At 71.8% G+C, this 15,451-nt stretch carries 13 protein-coding genes; 6 read left to right on the top strand and 7 right to left on the bottom strand.

All coding sequences use genetic code 11. The features are described 5' to 3' along the window. Positions 1-26: 26 nt before the first annotated feature. The 6 genes from ACZ9QC_RS04325 (at position 27) to ACZ9QC_RS04350 (ending at position 4,580) form a co-directional block, all read left to right on the top strand. Positions 27-248 (top strand): glycosyltransferase, encoded by a 222-nt coding sequence (locus tag ACZ9QC_RS04325; protein WP_472918900.1) that lies wholly within the window; start codon positions 27-29, stop codon positions 246-248. Positions 249-291: 43 nt separating this feature from the next. After that, positions 292-648, top strand: a complete 357-nt coding sequence (locus ACZ9QC_RS04330) for a hypothetical protein (protein ID WP_472918901.1) — start codon at positions 292-294, stop codon at positions 646-648. A 296-nt stretch (positions 649-944) separates the two neighbouring features. Beyond that, on the top strand, positions 945-1,853 hold the full coding sequence (gene rfbA / locus ACZ9QC_RS04335; RefSeq protein WP_472918902.1) for a glucose-1-phosphate thymidylyltransferase RfbA: 909 nt from the start codon (positions 945-947) through the stop codon (positions 1,851-1,853). Further along, on the top strand, positions 1,850-2,830 hold the full coding sequence (gene rfbB, locus ACZ9QC_RS04340; protein WP_472918903.1) for a dTDP-glucose 4,6-dehydratase: 981 nt from the start codon (positions 1,850-1,852) through the stop codon (positions 2,828-2,830). Before rfbA ends, rfbB begins: the two co-directional genes overlap by 4 nt. A 364-nt stretch (positions 2,831-3,194) precedes the next feature. Beyond that, positions 3,195-3,713 carry a GNAT family N-acetyltransferase gene (locus ACZ9QC_RS04345; protein WP_472918904.1) on the top strand — a complete coding sequence of 173 codons (519 nt, stop codon included), beginning with the start codon at positions 3,195-3,197 and terminating at the stop codon, positions 3,711-3,713. Between the two features lie 441 nt (positions 3,714-4,154). Continuing rightward, positions 4,155-4,580, top strand: coding sequence for an RICIN domain-containing protein (locus ACZ9QC_RS04350; RefSeq protein ID WP_472918905.1), 426 nt, complete (start codon positions 4,155-4,157; stop codon positions 4,578-4,580). A 282-nt stretch (positions 4,581-4,862) separates the two neighbouring features. On the opposite strand, the gene ACZ9QC_RS04355 is transcribed toward ACZ9QC_RS04350, so the two are convergent. The 7 genes from ACZ9QC_RS04355 to ACZ9QC_RS04385 all read right to left on the bottom strand — a co-directional run bounded on the left by ACZ9QC_RS04355 (position 4,863) and on the right by ACZ9QC_RS04385 (position 15,430). Further along, on the bottom strand, positions 4,863-5,363 hold the full coding sequence (locus tag ACZ9QC_RS04355; RefSeq protein WP_472918906.1) for a hypothetical protein: 501 nt from the start codon (positions 5,361-5,363) through the stop codon (positions 4,863-4,865). Positions 5,364-5,420: 57 nt separating this feature from the next. Then, entirely contained in the window at positions 5,421-5,750 is a 330-nt protein-coding gene (locus ACZ9QC_RS04360; protein WP_472918907.1) for a hypothetical protein, read from the bottom strand. Between the two features lie 82 nt (positions 5,751-5,832). Next, positions 5,833-6,990, bottom strand: a complete 1,158-nt coding sequence (locus tag ACZ9QC_RS04365) for an HAD-IIIC family phosphatase (RefSeq protein WP_472918908.1) — start codon at positions 6,988-6,990, stop codon at positions 5,833-5,835. Beyond that, positions 6,987-8,102, bottom strand: coding sequence for an acyl-CoA dehydrogenase family protein (locus tag ACZ9QC_RS04370; RefSeq protein ID WP_472918909.1), 1,116 nt, complete (start codon positions 8,100-8,102; stop codon positions 6,987-6,989). The genes ACZ9QC_RS04365 and ACZ9QC_RS04370 overlap by 4 nt, the downstream gene beginning before the upstream one ends. Then, positions 8,095-8,373, bottom strand: a complete 279-nt coding sequence (locus ACZ9QC_RS04375; protein WP_180303649.1) for an acyl carrier protein — start codon at positions 8,371-8,373, stop codon at positions 8,095-8,097. The genes ACZ9QC_RS04370 and ACZ9QC_RS04375 overlap by 8 nt, the downstream gene beginning before the upstream one ends. Further along, positions 8,370-9,242 carry a 3-hydroxyacyl-CoA dehydrogenase family protein gene (locus ACZ9QC_RS04380; RefSeq protein WP_472921598.1) on the bottom strand — a complete coding sequence of 291 codons (873 nt, stop codon included), beginning with the start codon at positions 9,240-9,242 and terminating at the stop codon, positions 8,370-8,372. The genes ACZ9QC_RS04375 and ACZ9QC_RS04380 overlap by 4 nt, the downstream gene beginning before the upstream one ends. A gap of 47 nt (positions 9,243-9,289) precedes the next feature. After that, positions 9,290-15,430: a type I polyketide synthase gene (locus tag ACZ9QC_RS04385; RefSeq protein ID WP_472918910.1), complete on the bottom strand. Its 6,141-nt coding sequence runs from the start codon at positions 15,428-15,430 to the stop codon at positions 9,290-9,292. Positions 15,431-15,451 lie beyond the last annotated feature (21 nt).

The raw sequence follows: 15,451 nt of genomic DNA on the forward strand, positions 1-15,451 counted from the left end.
GCGGAGTGACGGACTCGAGGAGAACGATGCGGATCGTCCTGCTGACCATTGGTTCGCGCGGTGACGTGCAGCCGTTCGTGGCGCTCGGCGTCGAGCTGAAGGCTCGCGGGCACGAGGTGGTGCCGGCAGCCGGGGCGGAGTGCAGGGGCTCGGCCGACCGGGCCGGTTCAGGCTCGCGAAGCGCTGCCCGCCGGCTTCGCCGAGTCGGCGCTGCGCGATCCGACGGTGCGGGCCGCGCTGCGGCGTGAGCCGTGGATCCGAGCGGGCGCGCGCACCGGGATACGTGCCGCCGTGGCACAGCTGTCCCACTCGCAGGGTGAGCTGCGGAGGCAGGTCGACCAGGGGCCCGGCACGGTCCGTTCCCTGAACGCCAACACCTTCGACCTCCAGCACGGCATCCGGGACAACTGCGGCGCGCAGGGCGAGCAGTGGTACGAGGCGTTGGAGGAACGGATCGAGCAGGCACGCGAGGAACGCCGCGCGATCGTCGCTCCTCGTAGCCCGGAGACGGTGCGGCTCCCGTACCGTCGTGGACGCCCTCGGCCGGCAGGGCATGGTGCGGGACCACCGAGGAAGGTCAGCGGCGTCCCGTGGGGTGCCGTGAAGGTTCGGGAGGGCCAGTCGTCCCAGCCCGGAGGGCGTGGGTGACGATGTCCGGACAGGCACGGTCTCGCTCGGTTTCGGTTCTCATGGGTCTTCGACAAGCACGTGATCACCGGCGCCGTGCCTGTTCTGCTTCCCGGGGAACATCCCTGTCCGGGCCGGGACATGACGTCACGTCATGTACGAGACCGGCGAACCGGACCGATCCCGAGCATGCGATGCCCCTGCTAGAAGTCCCCCGCGCTGGTCGTCGGCCCCGCTCCCCCAAGACGCGCACGAGAACGGCTTGGGACGGGCCCCCGACGATGCCCAGACACCGATCACGAGGGAGCGTGGAGCGCATGAAGGGGATCATTCTGGCGGGCGGCAACGGCACCCGCCTGCAGCCCCTCACGTTCGCGGGTTCCAAACAACTCGCGCCGGTCTACGACAAGCCGATGATCTACTACCCGCTCTCCATGCTCATGCTGGCGGGCATCCGGGACATCCTCATCATCACGCGTCCTGCCGACCTCCCCGCCTTCCAGGCGCTTCTGGGCGACGGCCGGCAGCTGGGGCTGTCCCTCGACTATGCCACGCAGGACAAGCCGCGCGGCATCGCCGACGCCTTCCTCGTGGGCGAGAACCACATCCGCGGCGAGCAGTGCGCGCTGGTCCTCGGCGACAACCTCTTCCACGGCGCCAACCTGCCCGCCATGCTGCGGCGTACCGCGCTCAAGATGGGTGGCTGTGTGCTGTTCGGCCACGAGGTGGCCGACCCGGAGCGGTTCGGAGTCGCCGAGATCAACGCGCAGGGCGAACTCCTCTCCATCGAGGAGAAGCCCCTCAATCCTCGCTCGAAGCTCGCCATCCCGGGGATGTACTTCTTCGACGCCCAGGTCACGGACATCGCCAGAGACCTGGAGCCGTCCCCCCGGGGCGAGCTGGAGATCACCGACCTGCTGCGCGTCTACCTGAAGATGGGCACCGCCGAACTGGTGTGGCTCGGCAGGGGCGTCACGTGGCTGGACACCGGCACTCATGAATCCCTGCTCGAAGCCGGCACTTTCGTGAGGGACACGCAGCGCAGGCAGGGCACCCGCCTCGCCTGCATCGAGGAGATCGCCATGCACATGGGATACATCGACCCGGACGACTGCCAAGCGCTGGGTGCGAGCATGGGCAATTCGCCCTACGGCGAGTACATCATGGAGCGGGCGCGCCTGTGCAAGGCGGGCGTGCTGCCTCCGCTTCCTTCGGAGGCGCTGTGAATCTGCTGGTCACCGGCGCCGCCGGTTTCATCGGCTCCGCTTATGTACGGATGCTGCTCGCGGGCGACACCGCACAGCGCAGCGGGGTGTCGCAGGTCACGGTGCTCGACAGCCTGACCTACGCCGGGAGCCTGGACAATCTCGATCTCGGCGATCCCCGGCTGACGTTCGTCCGGGGCGACATCTGCGACGCCCCCCTCGTCGACAAGCTGATGCAACAGGCCGACCAGGTGGTGCACTTCGCCGCCGAGTCCCATGTGGACCGCTCGATCGCCTCCGCCGACGCCTTCGTGCGCACCAACGTCACGGGCACCCAGACCCTGCTGGACGCCGCGCTGCGACACGGCGTCGACCGCTTCGTGCACGTGTCCACGGACGAGGTCTACGGCTCGGTGGAGAGCGGCTCCCGCACCGAGCGGGACCCCCTCGACCCCAACTCCCCCTACGCCGCCTCCAAGGCGGCCTCGGACCTTCTGGCCCTGTCGTACCACCGCACCCACGGCCTCGACGTGCGGGTCACCCGGTGCAGCAACAACTACGGGCCACGGCAGTTCCCCGAGAAGATCATCCCGCTGTTCCTCACGACGCTGCTCGACGGTGGTGACGTCCCGCTGTACGGCGACGGTCTCAACCGGCGCGACTGGCTGCACGTCGAGGACCACTGCGCGGCCATCGAGCTGGTCCGGGCCGGCGGTGTCGCGGGCCGTGTCTACAACATCAGCGGCGGTATCGAGCTGAGCAACCGGGAACTGACCGCGCGGCTGCTCGCGGCAGTCGGCGCGACCTGGGCGCGCGTACGGCAGGTACCGGACCGCAAGGGCCACGACAGGCGCTATGCGATCGACTGCACCAGGTTGCGGACCGAGTTGGGCTACCGTCCGCGGCACGACTTCGAGTCCGGGCTGGCCGAGACCTTCGCCTGGTATCGCGACAACCGGGACTGGTGGGAGCCCCTCAAGCGCCGGCAGCCTGCCTGAGAGCGTCGCGTGGCCGGCGCGCGATCTCCGGCGAGGTACTCATCCAGGTCTACGGCACGAGCGAGACGGGCGCGATCCGCATGCTGCGGACAGCGGGAGCTGTCACACAGCCCCGTCAGCGGAGCTGCCGCGGATCTTGTGCCGGCGAGCTTGAGACACAGTGCGGCGGGCATCTGGCCTTGTCCGAACTGCCGGTATGCCTCAACGGTCGTGCCCGCTCTGGAGCAGTTCCTCGGCTCGGCGGCCGGGCTGTCGCCGGCCACTGTCGCCCGGTTGACGAAGCAGTGGACCGATGACCACGCTGCTTTCCAGGCCCGTGACCTCCGGCTCCCGGCCTCCTCGTCGAACGCCCCAAGGCGGCAGCGTGAGCAGCATCGTGGCCCAGACCATCAGCACCGCACGGCTGGACTTGCTGCCGCTTCACGTCGAACATGCCGCAGAGATGGCCGCCGTGCTGTCCGATCCCGCCCTGCACGCCTTCACCGGCGGCACACCGGACACTCCGCAGGCCCTGCGCTCGCGCTACCAGCGCATGACCGCAGGCTCTCCCGACCCGGCTGTCTCCTGGCTGAACTGGGTGATCCGGCTCCGCAGCGTGGCCTGTTTGACGGGCACGGTCCAGGCGACGATCAGCCCTTCCGGACACGGCCCCATCGCCGAGATCGCCTGGGTGGTGGGCACCCCGTGGCAGGGAAGAGGCATCGCCACCGAAGCAGCCCGAGAACTCGTCGACTGGCTCAGCCTGCAGCAGATGCAGACGGTTATCGCCCATATCCACCCCGCACATCAGGCATCCGCTGCCGTCGCCACCGCCGCAGGACTCACGCCCACCGGCAAATGGCACGAAGGCGAGATTCGATGGCGCCGCAGCATCAGGCGATGACTTCACCGATCCACAGGTCTTGACTACTACTCCCAACCCCTCCCGTAAACGCACCGGTGTTGCACGAAGCGGGACGCCATCCCGGACAGACCGCAGTGTCCCGCGGTGACGTTCCGCACCGAACCACGGACACCTGGTGGCTTGTGGCGTGGGCGTTTCGTGTGAGACGTGGATCACGGTGATGAGGAAATCCCGTTGTTCTGGGCGGGCGTCTGGAGGGTGTGGGTTCCGTGGGAGCAGTGCTGCACCAGGTGCGGTGAAGCTCCTGTTGTGAAAGCCGAGAGAAGGCAGAGGAAGTTGAACATGGTTGACATGCGGAGGCGGGACGTGAGGCGGGCAGACAGCGCACAGGCCGTCAGCCGGGCTTCGGCTGGGGGGCTGCTCTCGCGCCGTTTGAGGGCTGGGGTGCTGGCGCTGGGTCTGTCCGCCGGTTTGGCTTTCATGAGTGCCGCTCCCGCATCTGCTGCGCGCTCCATCGGCACGGACTTCCTGCGCAACTGGGCAACCGGGCTGTGTCTGGACAGCAGTGACGGCGGGGAGAGCGGCCGGGGCTTCGTCTACACGAACCCCTGTACGCAGGGGAATGACTACCAGACCTGGAGCGTGGAGTTCCAGGGCCACGACACCTACGACCAGGTCAAGATCCGGAACAAGGCGACCGGGCTGTGCCTGTCCAGGACCTTCGGTCTGTCCACGCTGTCCTGCGGCGACCCGAACACCGAATGGGACGGTGTCGGATCGGACTGGAGCAGGGTCGAGCTCAGGGCACCCGCAGCCGGCCAGTGCCTGGACAGCGACAGCAACGGGAGCGCGTACGTTCTGGGCTGCAATGGCGGCGGTAACCAGAAGTGGAAGCTGGGCTACTGACCCAGAGGGCTGCTGACGTTGTGGTAGGGCTGTCCGGCCGGGGCGGGCAGCCCTTCTCACCGTCGCCGTCGCCGACAGCCCTCGCCAGGAGCCGGGGCCGCCGCCAGCTGACAAGCCCCAGGAGCCCGTGCCCGGCGGCGGCGAAGTGCGCCCGGACCTGCGTGGCGACGGGCGGGGCACGCCGAGCGGCCCCCGGCGCCCCACCTCGTCGCCCTGGTCCGGGCCAGTGCGCGCGTCAGTCAACTCGTTGAGCGTCCCGAGCTCAGTGCAGCCTGAGCTACCTCACCTGATCCACAACTCTTGACGATGACTCCGACTTTTGTGGACCCCGAGCATCCGGGTGCGGATCGCCGCGGGTACTTCGGTCGCGAGGGTGAACAGCACAGGGGACCGGTCCTGTTCGGGCCGGACTCCGATTCGGTGCAGACGCCTGCCGATCTGACTGTCCGTGAGAGGGAGCCCCGGGTGGCCGCCCGGGAACAACCAGGGCACGTCGTCGGGGTTGCCGATCTTGGCTTTGCCGCGGCGGGTCGCGATGAGTTCGCGAACCAGGCTGGCCGGCGGTGCCGGGAGGACGACCGGCGAGGCGCCGAACGTGATGGAGGCGGTGTCGTCGTCGAGGAGGCGCCGGGCGTCGGCCCAGCGTTTCTCTCTGTCGATGGCGCCCCGGGGGCCGGTCCAGCGGACGGTGTCGTAGGTAAGTCCGTGAGCATGCCGGTGCTGTACCGACCAGCGCACGAAGTGGCCAGTCTCGTCGCGGTAGCTGACCGTGGCATCGGCCATCCCCCGTTCCAGGTCCGGCTGGGTGCACGTCCCCAGCGTGAGCCCTTCTCGGTTGAGTCAGGTCAGGAAGTTGCCGGCTGCGGTGACGTGGCAGCGAACGTTCAGATCCTGGAGTCGAGTCGTATGGTCTTCGCCGAGGCGTCGTCGGAGTCGGCGCATGTGGTGCCAGACCGCGTAGCCGTGCAGGATCCGGCGCTCGGCAAGGGCGTGAGCGAGGCTCGTGACCAGCTCGGTGAGTTCCCGCAGCGGATCGCCGTCGGTGTCAGGGCAGTTCTGACAACGTGGCTCGCCGTCGCGGTCCCGGATGACGACGCGTCGTTCTTCGCTCGGCGGGCAGATGATGTGGGGACGGTCGGGTGGCCGGTGCGTTCTCGGCGTGCCGGCCACACCCACGTCGTACGAGGCCTCGGCGGGCCCCCGGACGAGGTGGTCCGGGAGCCCGCCGTGCGCTGTCTTCGGCAGGGGACCCTCAGGCCGGGGCCACGACCGAGGTGTCCGCGGCGGGTCGCGCCGTCAGGTCGGGGGCGATCAGCCGGACGGTCGTGGAGGGGGGCCGGGGTGCGGCGACGAGATGCAGCCGCTCGACCTCCGCTGTCTCCTGCTCCTCCGCTCCCTCCGCTGCCCGTGCCGACGCGGTCCGCACGGCGTCGCGGCAGGCGCAGGGCTCCTCGTCGAAGCCCGCGAACCGGTAGGCGACCTCCATCATGCGGTTGCGGTCCGTCCGCCGGAAGTCGGCCACGAGATGGACCCCGGCCGCGGCGGCCTGGTCCACGAGCCAGTTCAGGATGACCGATCCGGCACCGAAGGACACCACGCGGCAGGAGGTGGCGAGCAGCTTCAGGTGCCAGACGGCCGGGTGCTTCTCGACCAGCGTGACGCCGACGGCCCCGTGCGGTCCGAACCGGTCGGTGAGGGTGGTGACCAGGACCTCGTGGCCGGGGTCCGCCGACAGCTCGCGCAGCGTCCGGTCGGAGTAGTGCACTCCGGTGGCGTTCATCTGGCTGGTGCGCAGGGTGAGTTCCTCGACCCGGGTGATCTCCTCCTCGGTGGCCCGTCCGATGCGCATGACCAGGTCGAGGGAGCGCAGGAACTCCTCGTCGGGGCCCTCGTAGGCGGACCGTTCGGTCTCCCTGCGGAAACCTGCCTGGTACATCTCGCGCCGGCGCCGGGAGTCCACCGTGCTCACGGCGGGGCTGAACTCGGGCAGGCCGGTGAGGGCGGACGCCTCCTCGGCCGGGTAGCAGCGGACGTCCGGGAGGTGGTAGGCGACCTCGGCCCGTTCGGCGGGCTGGTCGTCGATGAAGGCGATGGTCCGGTGGGCGAAGTTCAGTCCCTCGGCGATCCGCCGGACCGCCTCCGACTTGGGTCCCCAGCCGATCTCGGGCAGCACGAAGTACTCGGCGACGCCCAGCTCTTCGAGACGTGCCCAGGCCAGGTCGTGGTCGTTGCGGCTGCAGACGGACTGCAGGACGCCCCGCGCATCGAGTTCGACGATCGTCGCCCGTATCGCGTCGGGCAGCCGTACCTCCGCGTCCTCCAGCAGCGTGCCCTGCCAGAGGGTGTTGTCCAGGTCCCAGACCAGGCACTTCACGAGGGCCGGCGCGTCGGCGCCGGTCTTGTCGCTCATGTCGGCTCCACACTTGTCAACGCGTGCTGGGCGAGCAGGAGTTCGCACATCTCGTTGCTGCCCTCGATGATCTCCATGAGTTTGGCGTCCCGGTAGGCGCGGGCCACCGGATGGCCGTCCTGGGCTCCCGCCGACGCCATGACCTGCACGGCGGACGCGGCCCCGCGGGCGGCGTGGCCGGCGCTGACGTGCTTGGCGAGGATGGTGGCGACCACCATGTCGGGGGACCCGTTGTCCCAGCGGTGGCTGGCGTGTTCGCAGGCGCGGGAGGCGACCTGTTCCGCGACGAAGAGGTCGGCCAGGTGCTTGGCGACGAGCTGGTGACGGGCCAGCGGCTGCCCGAACTGTTCGCGGGACGCGGCGTGCCGGGTCGTCGCGGCCAGGCAGGCGCGCAGGATGCCGACGCATCCCCAGGCGACCGACATCCGCCCGTAGGCCAGGGCGGTGGTGACGAGCAGCGGCAGGGACAGGCCCTCGCCGCCCAGCACGCTGTCGGCGGGGAGGCGTACGGAGTCGAGGCGGACCTCGGCGTGTCCGGCGGCGCGGCAGCCCAGGGGGTCGGCCACCCGCCGTACGTCCACGCCCGGGGCCCGGGCGGGCACGACCACGGCGGCGGCGCCGTCGCCCATCCGTCCGAAGACGATGAGCAGGTCTGCGTAGTGGGCGGCCGTCATCCACACCTTGTGGCCGTCGACCACGACGCTGTCGCCGTCGACGGTGATCCGGGTGTCGATGCCCGACAGATCGCTGCCGGCCTGGCTCTCGCTGAAGCCGACGGCGGCCAGTTCGCCCGAGGTGAGGCGGGGCAGCAGCGCGCGGCGCTGTGCCTCGTCGCCGAGCCGTTCGACGGTCCAGGCGGCCATGCCCTGGGAGGTCATGACGCTGCGCAGGGAGCTGCACAGGCTGCCGACGTGGGCGGTGAACTCGCCGCTGGTGCGGCTGTCCCAGCCGAGGCCGCCGTACTCGGTGGGCACGCCGGTGCACAACTGCCCGGCGGCGCCGAGCTTTCTCAGCAGTTCGACGGGGAGCAGGCCCGAGCGGTCCCAGTCACCGGCCCGGTCACCGACCAGGCCGGTGACCGAGGCCGTCGCCTCGGCGAGGGGCTCACTCACCGCCGTCCCCGGCTGCCGCGCGCAGACGGCGGACCAGTGCCGCCATTCCCGTGACGGTACGGAAGTTGTCCAGCCGCAGGTCGGCGCCCCGGATCGCGATGCCGTAGGACTTCTCCAGGTGGACGACGAGTTCCATGGCGAACAGGGACGAGAGCCCGCCGGCCGCGAAGAGGTCGGTGTCCTCTTCCCAGACGGTCTTGGTGCGTACGTGCAGGAAGTCGAGGAGTTCCTTCTCCACGGTGCCCTCGGATGGCATGGTCATGACTTTCATCCCTCGTATTCGTAGAAACCACGGCCGGACTTCCGGCCGATGTCGCCCGCCCGCACCTTCTCCAGCAGCAGCTCGCACGGACGGCAGCCGCTGTCACCGGTGCGCTCGTACAGCACGTTCAGCGAGTCGACGAGGTTGTCGATGCCGATGAGGTCCGCGGTGCGCAGCGGACCCGTGGCGTGCCCCAGGCAGCCCTGCATCAGGGCGTCGACGTCCTCGGCGGTCGCGGTCCCCTCCTGCACCACCCGGGCCGCGTCGTTGATCATCGGGTGCAGGACCCGGCTGGTCACGAAGCCGGGGGCGTCCCGGACCACGACGGGCTGCCGGCGCAGGGTGGTGAGCAGGGCCCGTACGGAGTCCATGGCGGCCTCGCCGGTGCGGGCGCCGCGGATGACCTCGACCGTGCGGATCAGATAGGACGGGTTCATGAAATGCGTGCCGACGAGTTCCGCCGGACGCACGGCGGCCGAGGCCAGTTCGTCAATGGGAATGGACGATGTGTTGGACACCAGGACAGTACCAGGGGAAACGACCGCGGAAACCTCCGCGATCACTTTCTCCTTGATTTCCGCAATTTCCGTGACGGCCTCGATGACCGCGGTCGATCCGGCCGCTTCCGACAGCGATTCACCGATGACGAGCGACCCGGCGGGAAGGTCGTCCGGCAGCGCGCCCATCAGCCGCGCGAGCCGCAGTTCGTGGGCGATGCGGGCCTCCGCATCCGCACGTTTGGCCTGGTCGACGTCGATGAGCGTCACCGGCACACCGTGTCCGACCGCCAGCGTGGTGATGCCGACACCCATGACGCCGGCGCCGAGCACGGTGAGACGGGGCTTTTCACCCGGGGCATCGGAATCGTTTTTCAACATATCACTCCACTTTTCTTCGGCAGGTTCTTCAGGGTTCCGGAAGTGAATTACGAAATGACCGAATCGAGCCATTCCGTGACGGCGTCGACCGTTGTCCGCAGGTGCTGTTCCATCATCGACCAGTGATTTCCCGGAACGTCCAGGACGGAATGCGCGGACGGCCATGACGCCCGCCAGTCGATGTCGCTGTCCGGTGCCGGCTCCGCCAAGGGGCTCGATGCGCGGACCAGCAGCACGGGCGCCTCGACGGGGGGCGGCACCCAGTCGTCCAGGAGCTGGAAGTAGCGGCCCATGGCGGTCAGCCGGGTGCCGTCCATCGGGGCGGCCCGGTCCTCGCGCTCGAACATGCCGCTGACCAGGACGTCGTCGAACTGGGTCATCGCCTCGTCCCCGGACAGATAGGTGTCCAGCAGCACCACGGCGGCCGGGCCGGCCCCGAGCGCTTCCAGGCGAGCGGCGGCGGCGTGGGCGAGGGTGCCGCCCGACGAGGAGCCGAGCAGCACCTTCGGCCGGTCACCGAGGCGCCGCAGGAGGACCTCGGTCTGGAAGTCCAGCAGGGAGGACATGTCGGCGGGCAGTGGCTCGTCGGGGGCGAAGCCGGGCGCGTCCAGCGCGCTGACCCCGTAGCGGCCCTCGAAGGCGGACGCGAACCGGCTGTACTGATGGGCTCCGCCGAGCGCCACCACCGAGGCGAAGCAGACCAGTTCGGGCGCGTCGTCGCGGACGTGCAGCCGCAGCAGCTCCGGACGCCGTCCGGTCGAGCTCAGCAGCTCGGGGCCGGACCCGAAGTCGGGGCGGAGCTTCGCGGCCTGCTGGAGGATCTGGATGCCCTCGTGGATCCGGCCCACCTCGCACGCCTGCCGGAACAGGGCGCTGACCGGGTCGTGCGGCGGTTCACCGGCCTGTCGCCCGGCTCCGGGAGCGGCGCTGCGGGTCAGTTCCGCCCGCAGGTGCTCGGCCAGCCGGGCGGGGGTTCCCGAGTCGAGTACGGCGGTGGGGCGCAGCCGCAGGTCGAGCGCGGCGGCGAGGCGGTTGCGCAACTCGACGGCGGTCAGCGAGTCGAACCCGCTCTCCAGGAAGGCGTCTCCCTCGGACAGCGCGTCCGGGTCGGCGTGGCCGAGCACCTCGGCCGCCTGGGTCCGCACCAGCCGCAGCAGGATCTCGCCCTGTTCGGCCTCCGGCGCGGCGGCCAGCCGGGGCCGCAGCGACGCGTCGGCCTCCGGGCCGCGCCGGCGTACGGCGGGGGTCCGGACCAGCGACCGCAGCAGGTGGGGCACCGGGCCTCCGGGCCGGGCCCGCAGGTCGAGGCCCACCGGGACGAGGACGGGGTCGTCGCCCGCCAGTGCGGCGTCGAACAGGGCCAGGCCCTCCTCGGTGGGCAGGGCGCGCACCCCGCTCCGGGCCATCCGCCGCAGGTCCGTGTCGCCGAGGCCGTCGGTGAGACCGGTGCGCTCCTCCCACAGGCCCCAGGCCAGGGAGGTGCCGGGCAGCCCCGCCCGGTGGCGGGCGGCGGCCAGGGCGTCGGTGAAGGCGTTGGCGGCGGCGTAGGCGGACTGGCCCGGACTGCCGAAGACACCGGCGGAGGAGGAGAACAGGACGAACGCCGTCAGATCCTGGTCCCGGGTCAGCTCGTGCAGGTTCCAGGCGCCGTCCGCCTTGGGGCGCAGGACGGCCGACAGCCGCTCGGGGGTGAGAGCCTCCAGCAGCCCGTCGTCCAGCACGCCGGCCGTGTGCACGACGGCGCGCAGCGGATGCTCCGGAGGGATCGCCGCAAGGCAGCCCGCGAGCGCCTCCCGGTCGGCCACGTCGCACGCCGCGACGGTGACCTCGGCTCCCGCCGCGGTCAGCTCCTCGGTGAGCGCGGCCATGCCCTCGGCTGCGGCGCCCCGGCGGCCGAGCAGCAGCAGACGCCGTACGCCCTGGGTGGTGACCAGGTGACGGGCCACCAGTCCGCCCAGGGTGCCTCCCCCGCCGGTGACGAGGACGGTGCCCTCCGGGCCGAACCCGGCGGGCCGGTCGGCGGCGGGCGGGCGGACCAGGCGGGGCGCGTACAAGGTGCCGTCGCGCAGGGCCAGTTGGGGTTCGCCCTCGGCCAGGGCGGTGGCGAGGGCCGTTTCGAGGCCGTCGCCGCCGTCGGTGTCCAGCAGGACGAAGCGGCCGGGGTGCTCCAGCTGGGCGGTGCGCAGCAGCCCCCAGGCGGCGGCGCCCCCGAGGTCCGCGGGGGCGCCGTGGAGGTCGACCGCGCCCCGGGTGAGCAGCACCAGGGGGGTTTCGGTGAACTTCGGCTCCGCCAGCCAGCGTTGGAGCAGGTCCAGTACGGCGCCCACGGTGGCGCGGGCCGCTTCGGGGCCCGCGCCCTCGGCGGGCGGGCACAGCGCCAGCACGGCGTCGGACGTGCTCGGCACGTCGGCGAGGGCCGGGCACGGGTCGGCCCGGAAGCCGGCCGGCAGCAGGCCGTCGCCGGAGGTGCCGAGCACGGCCCAGGTGCCGGTGGACGGTTCGGTGCCGGGCAGCCGGGTCCAGTCGAGGCGGAACAGGGACCGCTGGGGTGCGGCGGGGGCGCCCGCCGCCCGCAGGGTCAGCGCTCCGACGGTGACGACCGACCGCCCGGTGCGGTCGGTGATCCGTACCGACACGGCGTCACCACCCTGCGGGGCAGGACTCAGCACCACCCGCAGGACCGGGTCGGCCGCGGGAGCGAGGGTGACGTCGTGCCACGAAAACGGCAGCGGCACTCCTCCCGTACGGCCGGGGTCGGTGGAGTCGGGGCGCAGGGCCACCGTCTGCAGCGCGGCGTCGAGCAGGGCCGGGTGGACGGCGAAGCCGCTCTCGCGGGTCCCCGGTGCCGACTCGGGCAGAGCCACCTCGGCGCGGATCTCGTCGCCGACCCGCCAGGCGGCGCGCAGGCCCTGGAAGAGCGGGCCGTAGTGGACGCCGGCCGCCTCGAAGTCGGTATACAGGCTGTCGAGTTCGAGCCGCTCGGCACCGTCGCCGGGCGGCCACCGGCCGGGGTCACCCGACGCGGAGGCGGGCGTCCCGGCCAGGGTGCCACCCGCGTGGCGTACCCACGGTTCGGTGGACTCGGGGTCGTCGGGGCGGGAGTACAGCGCCACGACCCGGCGGCCCTCGGGGTCGGGCGCGTCCACGGTCAGGCGGAGCCGTCGGGCCTCGTCGGGGGCGAGGACCAGGGGCGCGGCCAGGGTGAGTTCCTCGACCGTGGTGCAGCCGACGTGGACGGCGGCGTGGGCGGCCATCTCCACGAAGGCGACGCCGGGCAACAGCACCGTGCCGGAGACAGCGTGGTCCGCCAGCCACGGATGGGTGCGCGGCGACAGGCGCCCCGTGAAGAGCACTCCGTCGCCGTCCGGCAGATCCACGGCGGCGGTCAGCAGCGGGTGGCCCGTCTCCGTCTGGCCCGCCGACTCGGGGTCCCCGGCGTGCGCGGGCACGTCGAGCCAGTAGTGGGTGCGCTGGAAGGCGTACGTCGGCAGGTCGGTCAGGCGGGCCCCGGTGCCGTCGAACGCGCGCCGCCAGTCGACGGCCACGCCGTTCGCGTGCGCCTCGCCGAGCGCCAGCAGCATCCGGTTCAGCCCGCCCTCGTCGCGCCGCAGGGTGCCCAGCACCACGGCGTCGTCCGCGCCGGCGTCGGCCGCGGTGTCGCCGATGCCGTAGGTGAGCAGCGGGTGGGGGCTCACCTCGACGAAGGTGCGGTGCCCGGCGTCGAGGAGCAGGCGTATCGCGTCGTGGAAGCGGACGGTCTGGCGGAGGTTGCGGTACCAGTACTCGTGGGTGAGGCCGCCGGCACCGATCCAGTCGGCGTCCACCGTGGACACCAGGGGCACGGCCGGGGCCTTGGGAACGACCGAGGACAGGTCCTCGCGCAGCCGGTCCCGTACGGTGCTCACGTCGTCCGAGTGGGAGGCGTAGTCCACCGGGATGCGCCAGGCCATGACGCCCTCGGCGGAGAGTTCGTCGACGAGGGCGCCGACCTCGTCGCCGGGTCCGGCGACGACGAGCACGCGTGGCCCGTTGACGGCGGCGACCGTGACCTTGCCCGAGCGGCGTTCCAGGTACGGGGCGAGTTCGGCCGCGGAGAGCACGACGGTGGCCATGCCGCCGCCACCGGCGAGTCCGGCCAGCGCCCGGCTGCGCAGCGCGACCACCCGGGCCCCGTCCTCCAGGGTGAGTGCGCCCGCGACACAGGCGGCGGCGACCTCGCCCTGGCTGTGGCCGACGACGGCGGCGGGCTCGACGCCGTACGACCGCCACAGCGCGGCCAGCGACACCATCACGGAGAACAGCACGGGCTGGAGGACGTCGACCCGGTCCAGCGACGGCGCGCCCGGCGCGCCGCGCAGGACGTCGGTGACCGACCAGTCGATGTGCGGGGCGAGTGCCTGTGCGCAGTCCGCCATGCCGGCCGCGAACGCGGGTGACTCGTCGAGGAGTTGGGCCGCCATGCCGGGCCACTGCGAGCCTAGGCCGGGGAAGACGAAGACGGCCTTGCGTCCGGGCCGCGCGCGGGCGGAGACGACCGCCGGGTCGGGCCGTCCGGCGGCCAGCGCGGCCAGGCCGGACAGCAGGGCGGGACAGTCGTCGCCGACGACGACGGCACGGTCGGCGAACCCGGACCGGGCGGTGGCCAGCGAGAAGGCCACGTCCAAGGGGTGTGCCCCCGGGGTGTCGGTCAGATGGGCGTGCAGGGCGGCGGCCTGACCGCGCAGTGCCGCCTCGCTCTTCGCGGACAGCGCCCAGGCCATGGGGCCGGGTGCCTCGTCACGTACCTCGTCCTCGGCGGGTGTGTCGGCGGGCGCCGCCTCCAGAACGGTGTGGGCGTTGGTGCCGCTGGCGCCGAAGGAGGAGATGCCGGCCCGGCGGGGGTGGCCGGTCTTCGGCCAGGGGGTGGCCGTGGTGAGCAGGGCGATGTTGCCCTCGGTCCAGTCGACCTGCGGGGTGGGCCGGTCGATGTGCAGGGTGCGGGGCAGCAGGCCGTGGCGCATCGCGAGCACCATCTTCATGACGCCGCCGACCCCGGCGGCGGCCTGGGTGTGGGTGAGGTTGGACTTGAGCGAGCCGAGCAGCAGCGGCCGGTCCGCCGGGCGGTCCTGGCCGTAGGTGGCCAGCAGCGCCTGAGCCTCGATGGGGTCGCCGAGGCGGGTCCCCGTGCCGTGTGCCTCCACCGCGTCGACCTCGGCCGGCGAGAGGCCGGCCGCCGCCAGGGCCTGCTGGATCACCCGTTGCTGGGAAGGCCCGTTGGGCGCGGTCATGCCGTTGCTGGCGCCGTCCTGGTTGACCGCCGAACCCCGGACCAGCGCGAGCACGGGGTGGCCGTTGCGGCGGGCGTCCGAAAGCCGTTCGAGGAGCAGCACGCCGACGCCCTCGCCGAAGCCGGCGCCGTCGGCGGCCGCGGCGAACGACTTGCTGCGGCCGTCCGGCGCCAGTCCGCGCTGGCGGCTGAACCCGACGTACAGGCTGGGGGTGGACATGACGGTGACACCGCCCGCCAGGGCGAGGGAGATCTCCCCCGCCCGCAGCGCCTGGCAGGCCAGGTGGAGGGCGACCAGCGACGACGAGCACGCGGTGTCGATCGTGACGGCCGGGCCCTCCAGGCCGAGGATGTAGGCGATCCGGCCGGTGACCACGCTGGGCACGGTGCCGGTGCCGATGAACGCCTCGACGTCCTCCGGTATCCGCTGCAGCCGGGCGCCGTACTCGTTGTACATGACGCCCGCGTAGACGCCGGTGCGGCTGCCGCGCAGGGACAGCGGGTCGATGCCACCGCGCTCGACGGCCTCCCAGCAGGTCTCCAGCAGGAGTCGCTGCTGGGGGTCCATGGCCAGGGCCTCACGGGGCGAGATCCCGAAGAAGCCGGCGTCGAAGCCGCAGGCGTCGTGCAGGAAGCCGCCCTCCCGGGTGTTGGACGTACCCGGGGTGTCGGGGTCGGGGTCGTACAGTGCGGCAGCGTCCCAGCCCCGGTCGACGGGGAACTCGCTGACCGCGTCGCGTTCTTCGGCGAGCAGCCGCCACAGGTCCTCCGGGGTGCTGACCCCTCCCGGGAAGCGGCAGCTCATGGCGACGATGGCGACCGGTTCCCGGGACTCGTCGCGCAGCCGTGTGTTCTCGCCGCGCAGCCGCTCGTTCTCCAGCAGGGAGGCGCGCAGCGCCTCGACCACCTTGTCCGTGGACATCCTTCTCCTCACATCCCGTTC

The organism is Streptomyces sp. HUAS MS02 (assembly GCF_055702265.1).

Excerpts from the sequence above, each read along its gene's own strand:
- ACZ9QC_RS04325 (WP_472918900.1), top strand. The coding sequence starts at position 27 with ATGCGGATCGTCCTGCTGACCATTGGTTCGCGCGGTGACGTGCAGCCG.
- rfbA (WP_472918902.1), top strand. The coding sequence starts at position 945 with ATGAAGGGGATCATTCTGGCGGGCGGCAACGGCACCCGCCTGCAGCCC.
- ACZ9QC_RS04350 (WP_472918905.1), top strand. The coding sequence starts at position 4,155 with ATGAGTGCCGCTCCCGCATCTGCTGCGCGCTCCATCGGCACGGACTTC.
- ACZ9QC_RS04355 (WP_472918906.1), bottom strand. The coding sequence starts at position 5,363 with ATGGCCGATGCCACGGTCAGCTACCGCGACGAGACTGGCCACTTCGTG.
- ACZ9QC_RS04365 (WP_472918908.1), bottom strand. The coding sequence starts at position 6,990 with ATGAGCGACAAGACCGGCGCCGACGCGCCGGCCCTCGTGAAGTGCCTG.
- ACZ9QC_RS04375 (WP_180303649.1), bottom strand. The coding sequence starts at position 8,373 with ATGAAAGTCATGACCATGCCATCCGAGGGCACCGTGGAGAAGGAACTC.
- ACZ9QC_RS04380 (WP_472921598.1), bottom strand. The coding sequence starts at position 9,242 with ATGTTGAAAAACGATTCCGATGCCCCGGGTGAAAAGCCCCGTCTCACC.
- ACZ9QC_RS04385 (WP_472918910.1), bottom strand. The coding sequence starts at position 15,430 with ATGTCCACGGACAAGGTGGTCGAGGCGCTGCGCGCCTCCCTGCTGGAG.